The organism is Microbacterium sp. Bi121 (genome assembly GCF_918698005.1).
GTDB lineage: Bacteria > Actinomycetota > Actinomycetes > Actinomycetales > Microbacteriaceae > Microbacterium.
Genome location: NZ_CAKKLJ010000003.1, coordinates 408,612 through 416,608, shown reverse-complemented (window position 1 = coordinate 416,608; position 7,997 = coordinate 408,612). Strand labels below are relative to the sequence as shown.

The following is a 7,997-nucleotide window of genomic DNA, read 5'->3' as shown; positions in this document are numbered from 1 at the left end:
CCCCTACCCCCGTCCCCCGCGCGCTCTGAGACGCCGGCCGCTGCGGCGAAAGCCCCCTCCTGGTGGCGGCGCAACGCGGTGGCCCTGATCGGCGTCGCCGTCCTCGTGCCGATGACCGCCGCAGCGATCGGATGGCAGGAGTGGTACCAGTACTTCGGCTTCGGCGCCCGCGCCGTCACTGCCATCGCAGTCGCGGAGGACGACACGGTCGACTTCGTCGGAGCCACGTGGGGGCCGATCCGCGGCGGCGAGATCGACGACCTCACGGGGCTGGACGTGCCGGACGGCACGCGTCTGCTCGCCGCCGCGATACCCGTGCAGGCGAGCACCGAGGGAATCGGCTGCGAGACCCCGAAGCTGGTGGAGCAGTCGACCGGACGCATCTGGACTCCGACGCGGCTCGAGATCGGGCTGCTCTCCGATCCCGACGAACCGGAGACGTGTCTGAGCGCAGAAGCCGGAGACTACGAGCTGATCGTGCCGTTCGTCGTGCCGGATGACGCAGAGGGTCCGTTCTGGGTCGATGTCCGACCCTACGACGCCGGCGGCTCGTTCCTCAGGTTCTCGTTCGAACCCTGACCGCCCACGACGTCCCTGGGTGGTGCGGCGACGGCGGCCGCGGCGACGGCGTCCACCACTGCGGGCAACAGGCCGGCTGCGTCGGCGACGGCTCGCATCTCCGACTCCTCCGACGAGACCGTCGGGTCGTCGGCGAGCTCCTGGCGCTTGCGGCGAAGACGACCCAGCGTCGCGTCGTAGGCACCGCTGATGACGGCGATGCGCACCGGTTCCATGACCAGCACCGGAACCAGGGACACCAGGGGCATGGCGATGGCCCAGAAGACGAACTCGCGCGGGCCGACGAGCCGGGTGACGCCGAATGACAGGAGCGATTCGAGCGCCTTGACCACCACGTAGGCGAGTGCGTACGAGGCGACGAGCAGCGGACCGGAGCGCCACATCAGCAGGAGGGCGCGCCAGATCGGGCGGAAGCGGGCGCCGAGCTCGTCGCCGAGATCGCGCAGCCGTCGCACTACCGGATTCGGGATCGCCTTGGCGTGCTCACGGAACCGCGAGACGAGTTGGCTCTCCAACCGCAGCTTCTCGGCGACGATCGCCTGTCCGAACACCACACCGGCGATCGTCAGCCAGGCGAGCGGGGCGAGCAGCACGGGTCCGGCTTCGGCGAGCACCCAGCCGACGCCCTCCCATAGCCAGCGCAACGGCGCGACGGCATCCAGAACCTGCTCGCGGATCGACTCGAGGAACGCCATGGCCGCGCGGCTGTCGACCCAGCCCTTGATCGCCTCGAAGATGTCGCCGATCACCATGACCGAGAAGAACACCCACACGACCTCGAAGTACACGGCGACCGGCGACAGCCAGGCAGCGAGCTTCGGCGACCACTTCGACCATGCCCACCGACCCGCGAACGCGACTGCGATGATCGCGATCGTCCAGACGTTGATCGGCAGGTTGAGGACGGTGTCATCCGCGCTGACCGGATCCTCGCCGTTGAAGATCGCCGTCGCGACGATGCCGCTGCGCACCTCCAGGGCGCGCGACGAGTACGCGCGCACATCTTCCCCGAGCAGACCCTGCGCCCAGTACACCGCGAAGAACGGCAGGATGCCGGCGAGCAGAGCCGTGAGGAACGTTCGTCGCCGTTCCGCCGCGGACTCCGGCAGCGGCGCGACCTCCTGCAGGTTGCGCAGACCGTCGCGCAGCACCAGGAACATCGCGACCAGGCTGACGAGCCGGGCGAGGATCGCGATCGGCAGCACCAGGAAGCCGAGCGTGGCCGACGAGGCGCCGATGTATCCCGCGGTCTGAGTGACCACGTAGTGCACCAGGATGCCGGCCAGATACCACGCCATCAGCGCGGGCCAGTGCCGCCACAGCACGCGCCCGGCAGTCGTCAGGATCGCCAGCACACGCTCACATTAGCGTGTGGGCACTGCCCCGCTCACTGCTGCCGCCGGGGTGCGTCAGGCCGACGCCATCGGCAGCCACATGAAGATGAGGAACAGCACCATGAGTCCGGTGAGCACCGCCAGCCCCGAGAGGATCAGTGCCGTCACCCCGAAGCCCTTGCCACGAGGCTTGCGCAGCGTGAGGATGCCGAGGACGATGCCGACAACGGCGAGGATGAGCCCGGCGAACGGGATCCAGCCGAAGATGAAGGCAGCGATGCCCACGACGAGCGCGGCGATCGCCAGCCCGCCAGGACCGTTGCTCTGCGTGATGGGAGCCGGTGGGTACGGTGACGGACCGGTGTATCCGGGGTACTGCTCGTGCATGCTGCCCTGCACGAATGCTCCGGGGTGCGCCGACGGGTCCGCTGGATCGCGGAACTCCGGAGCGCCGTACTGCTGAGCACCCGGTTCGGAGTGCGTGCGGTCATCGGACATGTGTGGCTCCTTCCCCTCACGCACGACCCTAAACCGTCGACCGGGGTGCCGCCAGGCGCAGTCCGGTCAGTTCCAGATGCTCGGAGCTTCGGCTCTGGTCGGCGGGAGGGAAGTGGCATCCGCCCAGTCGTGCACCCACGGCTCGATCTCGGGGATGCCCTCCGGTCGCCCGACGGCCCCGAACAGCTCTTCGTGCGACAGGGTGCCGCCGCTGCGCTTCAGCATGCGGCTGCGGATGATCGCCCGCGCGTAGACCTCGCCGTCGACGACCGCCCGGTGCTCCAGGTAGATCGCCTTGTCGTCGTGGCCGATCAAGCGCGACTCGACGTCGAACCGCTGCCAGAGCTCGAGCGACTTGCGGAAAGTGATCGTCTCCGATGAGACGACCGCATACCAATTGTTGCGCTTCATCACGTCCAGCATCCCGGTGCGCACCAGCAGATCCCAGCGACCCAGATCGAACAGCGACAGATAGCGGCCGTTGTTCATATGGCGGAGGATGTCGAGGTCTGTGGGCAGCGTCGTCACGCGGATGCGGCTGATCTCCGTCGGAGCGAGGCGGCCTTCGCTTCGGGCTCGACGGCGCGCACGCCACATCACAAACAGGGTTCGCCAGATCACGTTCACGATCTCTGATGGTAGCCAGAGGCGCACGATGAGCGGAGACGTTTGTGGACTTCCCACAGTCGCGTCACCCGAATTCCCGTTCATCCTCTCTCGATTTCCCGTTAGCAGAGGGCGCGCGTAGAGTCACGGGCATGAGCGCCGAAGCCCAGCCTGAAGTCATTGTCCGTCCGGTCCGTGATGTGGATGCGGAAGCCCTGGGGCGCGTGCACGCCAAGTGCTGGCACGAGACCTACGACCACCTGATCAGCAAGGCCGCTCTCGAGCGCGTGTCACCCCGTCGCATGGCGGAGCTCTGGACGCACTGGGCTGCGCAGGGTGATGATTTCACGATGCGCGCCGCGCTCGTGGACGGCGAGATCGTCGGCTTCGTCGGATCGGGTCCTGCTCGCGACAAGGATGCTCCGGCGTTCCGCGAGCTGTACTTCATCTACCTGCTGCACGAATGGCACTCCACCGGCCTCGGCCAGAAGCTCTTCGACGCAGCCGTCGAGAAGGATGCCCCGCTCTACCTGTGGGTCGCCGAGGACAACCCTCGCGCGCACCGCTTCTACGAGCGCAACGGCTTCCACCTCGACGGCGCATCGCACACCGAGCCCTTCCTGGGCGAGACGCTGACCGAGGTCCGCTTCGTCCGTCCCTGACGCCGCCACTTCCCGCCGAGACCCCGTCTTCGTGCCGAGACCCCGTCGTACTCACGTGAGTACGACGGGGTCTCGGCGATAAAGCGGGGGCTCGGCGGCGGACGATGCCGGGGCGGCGGCGCTCAGCGGCTGCTGACGCTGCCGAAGAGCTTCGCGATGGGTGCGAGCACGAGGGGTCGTGCGGCGACCCAGGCTGCGGCGATGACCACGAGGGATGCCGCGAAGAACCAGAATCCGGTCCAGTTGTCGGCATAGGCGTTCGGGTCGACAGAGCCCTGTGCGGCGTACATGTGGTTGAGGTTGCGCAGCGCGCCGGTCGCGAACACGAGGAACACGTGGATCGCGATGAAGACCACGAAGTACAGCATCACCGGGAAGTGCAGGGCGCGCGCCCACTCGATCGGGTACGCCTTGCTGAGCTTCTCGGCGTTCTTGGGCCACATGCCGCTCATCCGGAATCCGGTGACGGCAGCGAGCGGGGCTGCGATGAAGATCGTCACGAAGTAGGTGATCTGCTGGATCGAGTTGTAGTTCACCCAGCCGTTCTCGGTCGGCCAGTCCAGCGAGATGTACTGCAGGACGGCCGAGATCGCGTTCGGGATGACCTCCCAGCTCGTGGGGATCACTCGCATCCACTGACCTGACACGAACAGCAGCACGATGAACACGACGCCGTTGAGCAGCCACAGGATGTCGAGCGCCTGGTGGAACCAGATCGTCAGGCTGACTTTGCCCTTGGGGTTGTTCCGCGGCGTCCAGAACGCGGTCGGCCGCTTCTCGTTTCGGATGCGGAGCCCCGAGCGGATGATCAGGACCATCAGGAACACATTGAGGAAGTGCTGCCAGCCCAGCCAGCCGGGGAAGCCGACGGGGGCGCCCTCTGGCAGGTGGTACTCACCGGGGTAGGCCGCCAGGAAGTCCTGCATGCCGGAGAGGCTGAGCAGCCAGCGCACGAACAGCACGGCCATCGCTGCGGCGCCGAGCAGTCCGATTCCTCCGACGATCACAGCTCCCGCCCACTGGACCTTCGTGAACGGGCCGATGCGCTCCGGCTCGGGCGCGGGCGCCGGGCGGTCGAACGCGTTCCTGCCGGGAAACACCGTGCGCTGGAACGGCAGCGGCGTACTCACATCGACCGTCGCGACGGCCGTGGATGCCAGCGCCTCGGTTGCTTCGACGAGTTCGGGAGCGGACGTGGCCTCGGCGCCAGACGCCGCGACAGGCTCGGCGTCGGCGACGACGGTCGCGACGACTGCAGCGGTCCCCTCCGGAGGCCACGGCTCTCCGCCCGGCATGCGCGGCAGGCCACGACGGAGGGATGCCCCAGATGTTGACGTTGCGGCAGGGCCAGCGGTTTCGACGCGCTGCGCTTGCTCAACCCGTTTCGTCTCACCCTCGGCTCGCTCAACGCTCCGCGAAGTCGGAGTTCTCGCAGCAGTCGGCGCAACAGCATCGGTCGCGGCGACGGTGGTTGCGATGGACGCGGCAGCGGCAGAATCCGCCGGAGGCCAAGCCTCCCCACCCGGCGTGCGCGGCAGCCCGCGACGCAGCGTCACGCCTTCAGCGGACGTCCCCTGCGGGTCGTTGAGCGGAGGCTGCGGAGCAGCCGGAGACGAAACGGGCTGAGCGAGCGTCAGCGAGTCGAAGCCGTCTTCTGTCGCGGCAGCAGGGGCAGTCGTTTCGACTCCCTCCAGTCGCTCAACGTCCCGCGAGGGCTCAGCGACCGCGACGGCGGCCGCAGCATCCGCCACCTCGATGTCGCCGGCCGGGGGCCAGGGGTCGCCGCCGGCCACGCGCGGCAGGCCCCGCCTGAGCATCCGCGTCGCCATGACTACTTCTTCCGTGCTTCGAGGGCCTCGACGACCTGCGGCACGATCGTGAACAGGTCGCCGACGATGCCGAAGTCGGCGATGTCGAAGATCGGGGCGTCGCCGTCCTTGTTGATCGCGACGATGGTCTTCGCGGTCTGCATGCCGGCACGGTGCTGGATCGCACCGGAGATTCCGACGGCGACATACAGCTGCGGCGACACCGAGACACCGGTCTGCCCGACCTGGTGCGCATACGGGATGTATCCGGCATCCACCGCGGCGCGCGACGCGCCGATCGCGGCACCGAGCGCGTCAGCGAGCTGCTCGACGAGCACGAACTGCTCCTTCGAGCCGAGCCCACGACCACCCGAGACGACCCTGGTGGCTCCGCGCAGTTCGGGACGCGACGACGCGACCTCGACGACCTCGACCGTGCCGGCCGACGCTGCGGCGGCGCCGGATGCCGTCACCTCGAGCGCCTCGACGGCAGGTGTGCCGACGGCCTCGGCACGAGCATCCACCGCGCCCTGACGGACCGTGATCACCGGGGCGCCGAATGTCGGAGCCGAATCGGTGAGATACGCGCCGCCGTAGACGGAGTGGTGAGCGACGATGCCCTCATCGTCACGCGAGACGCCGGTCGCGTCGACCGAGATGGCGAGCCGCTCGCGCACAGCGAGGCGCCCGGCGACATCGCGCCCGGTGATCGAGTTCGAGATCAGGATCGCGTCCGGTTGCACCTTCTTGTACGCGGCCTGCAGCGCGTCGACCAGCGGAACCGTGAGGGACCCGGCATCGGCATCCGCCGTGAGGACGACGGATGCACCGGCAGCGGCCGCGGCATCCACCGCGCTCTGCGCACCACCGGGAACCAGCGCAACCGGAGAACCGATCAACGATGCGGCACCGATCAGCGCGGCCGTACTCGAGGCAGCGTCACCTGCGGGGGTCACGTCGACGAGGACGAGGATGGAGTCTGCGGGGTAGCTCATGGTCACACCAGCCTGTTCTGCACGAGGAAGTCGACCAGCTGTGCGCCGGCATCCCCCTCATCGGTGATCTTCACGCCCGCCGCACGCGGGGGCTTCTCGGAAACCGTCGTCATGATCGTCCGCGGCGCTGCAGCCGGGTCGGCGGAGACGCCGAGATCGGCCAGCGACAGAACCTCGAGCGGCTTCTTCTTCGCGGCCATGATGCCCTTGAAGTTCGGGAACCGCGCATCGGGCAGAGCCTCAGTGATCGAGATCACCGCCGGGAGCGGAACGGTCACGGACTGGTTCCCGTCGTCGGCCGCACGGGTACCAGTCACACCGTCGGCCGTGATCTCCACCGCGCTCAGGGCAGTCGCCTGCGCGAAGCCGAGGTGCTCGGCGAGCATCGCCGGGATCATGCCACCCGAACCGTCGGTGGACAGGTTCCCCGTGATCACCAGGTCGGGCTCGGCGCGGCGGATCGCCGCGGCCAGAACCTCGGCGGTGAGTCCGAGATCGGCTCCGGCAAGCTCCGCGTCGACGACGTGCACGGCGGATGCCGCACCGATCGCAAGTGCGCGGCGAATGGAAGCCGTCGACGACTCGGGGGCCATCGAAAGGGCCACGACCTCGGTGCCATCGTTCTTGTCGGCGAAGCTCAGAGCCACCTCAAGAGCACGCTCGGTGATCTCATCCAGCACCACATCACCGGCGCCACGATCAGCCAAACCCGTCTCCAGATTCAACTTGCGATCGCCATAGGTATCTGGCACCTCTTTGACCAGGACGAAGATCTTCATCGAATGCTCCTCACGACTGAGTCGAGTCTAGTCGGCCGGCAAAGGTGGAATTGAGTGTCAAGTATCATGATACTTAGAATCACCACGGAGCGCGCAGAGCGGTCAAACGATGACCTTCTCCTCAGCGAGCAGCACGTCAAGGTCTGCCAAGCTGTCGAGTCTCGCCGCCTCACGCAACACAGTCGCACGCGCGTGCTCGGGGTCCTGTCCGGACTCCAGACCGAAGCACACGGCGACCTGCGGTGGCCTTGGGTTGACCGTGAGGCGTTCGCGAGTGAGTTGGGGTCCGCTGGGGTCGACGATGTTGACGGCAGCGACCGCACCGATTCCACGCGCAGTCCGACGCGACCACGCGACCAGAACGTCAGATGCGTCTTGATCCGTCCATCGCGCCAGAACCCAAACCTTGGTCGGCCAGTACTGCGTCGGCGCGCCAGAGTCCACTGCACCACCAACGAGACCGCTGAGGAATCGCGGTTCGTCCTCGACGAGCAGATCCGCGACCTCCGAATCGATTCCGGCTGTCACCACTTCATCGTTGGCGAACCACAGCTCCACGATCCCGTCGACGTTGTACACGGACGATCCGCCACCGACGACGTGGTTCTGACGGTACGACTCGATTCCGGGCAGGTTCACGGCGATGGCCGCGTGCGAGGTCGACCAGTGCGCGCTGAACTGCTCGGCGCTGAGGTCGGACCGCTTCGTCAGGTATGTGATTCGTTTGGGCACAGCT

9 protein-coding genes are annotated in these 7,997 nt (G+C 67.5%); 2 read left to right on the top strand and 7 right to left on the bottom strand.

Annotated features, from left to right (window positions below):
* The coding region (locus tag LQZ87_RS07025) for a hypothetical protein (RefSeq protein ID WP_230102756.1) at window positions 1–579 on the top strand (579 nt) is incomplete at its 5' end.
* On the opposite strand, the gene LQZ87_RS07020 is transcribed toward LQZ87_RS07025, so the two are convergent.
* The 3 genes from LQZ87_RS07020 to LQZ87_RS07010 form a co-directional block, all read right to left on the bottom strand.
* Entirely contained in the window at window positions 534–1,934 is a 1,401-nt protein-coding gene (locus LQZ87_RS07020) for a hypothetical protein (protein WP_230102755.1), read from the bottom strand. The genes LQZ87_RS07025 and LQZ87_RS07020 overlap by 46 nt on opposite strands.
* A 54-nt stretch (window positions 1,935–1,988) precedes the next feature.
* On the bottom strand, window positions 1,989–2,411 hold the full coding sequence (locus LQZ87_RS07015) for a hypothetical protein (protein ID WP_230102754.1): 423 nt from the start codon (window positions 2,409–2,411) through the stop codon (window positions 1,989–1,991).
* Window positions 2,412–2,477: 66 nt separating this feature from the next.
* Window positions 2,478–3,038 carry an acyl-CoA thioesterase gene (locus LQZ87_RS07010; protein ID WP_230102753.1) on the bottom strand — a complete coding sequence of 187 codons (561 nt, stop codon included), beginning with the start codon at window positions 3,036–3,038 and terminating at the stop codon, window positions 2,478–2,480.
* A gap of 131 nt (window positions 3,039–3,169) precedes the next feature.
* Between LQZ87_RS07010 and LQZ87_RS07005 the strand changes: the two genes are divergently transcribed.
* Entirely contained in the window at window positions 3,170–3,679 is a 510-nt protein-coding gene (locus LQZ87_RS07005) for a GNAT family N-acetyltransferase (protein ID WP_230102752.1), read from the top strand.
* Between the two features lie 122 nt (window positions 3,680–3,801).
* On the opposite strand, the gene LQZ87_RS07000 is transcribed toward LQZ87_RS07005, so the two are convergent.
* From LQZ87_RS07000 to LQZ87_RS06985, 4 genes are all read right to left on the bottom strand, one after another.
* Window positions 3,802–5,508 (bottom strand): cytochrome b/b6 domain-containing protein, encoded by a 1,707-nt coding sequence (locus LQZ87_RS07000; RefSeq protein WP_230102751.1) that lies wholly within the window; start codon window positions 5,506–5,508, stop codon window positions 3,802–3,804.
* A gap of 2 nt (window positions 5,509–5,510) precedes the next feature.
* Window positions 5,511–6,482 (bottom strand): electron transfer flavoprotein subunit alpha/FixB family protein, encoded by a 972-nt coding sequence (locus tag LQZ87_RS06995; protein ID WP_230102750.1) that lies wholly within the window; start codon window positions 6,480–6,482, stop codon window positions 5,511–5,513.
* Between the two features lie 2 nt (window positions 6,483–6,484).
* The gene (locus LQZ87_RS06990) at window positions 6,485–7,261 is read right to left on the bottom strand and encodes an electron transfer flavoprotein subunit beta/FixA family protein (RefSeq protein WP_230102749.1); all 777 of its coding nucleotides are present in this window, start codon (window positions 7,259–7,261) and stop codon (window positions 6,485–6,487) included.
* A gap of 102 nt (window positions 7,262–7,363) precedes the next feature.
* Window positions 7,364–7,993: an EthD family reductase gene (locus LQZ87_RS06985; protein WP_230102748.1), complete on the bottom strand. Its 630-nt coding sequence runs from the start codon at window positions 7,991–7,993 to the stop codon at window positions 7,364–7,366.
* Window positions 7,994–7,997 lie beyond the last annotated feature (4 nt).

Coding starts and splice junctions, on each gene's coding strand:
- LQZ87_RS07015 (WP_230102754.1), bottom strand. CDS start 2,411: ATGTCCGATGACCGCACGCACTCCGAACCGGGTGCTCAGCAGTACGGC.
- LQZ87_RS07005 (WP_230102752.1), top strand. CDS start 3,170: ATGAGCGCCGAAGCCCAGCCTGAAGTCATTGTCCGTCCGGTCCGTGAT.
- LQZ87_RS07000 (WP_230102751.1), bottom strand. CDS start 5,508: ATGGCGACGCGGATGCTCAGGCGGGGCCTGCCGCGCGTGGCCGGCGGC.
- LQZ87_RS06995 (WP_230102750.1), bottom strand. CDS start 6,482: ATGAGCTACCCCGCAGACTCCATCCTCGTCCTCGTCGACGTGACCCCC.
- LQZ87_RS06990 (WP_230102749.1), bottom strand. CDS start 7,261: ATGAAGATCTTCGTCCTGGTCAAAGAGGTGCCAGATACCTATGGCGAT.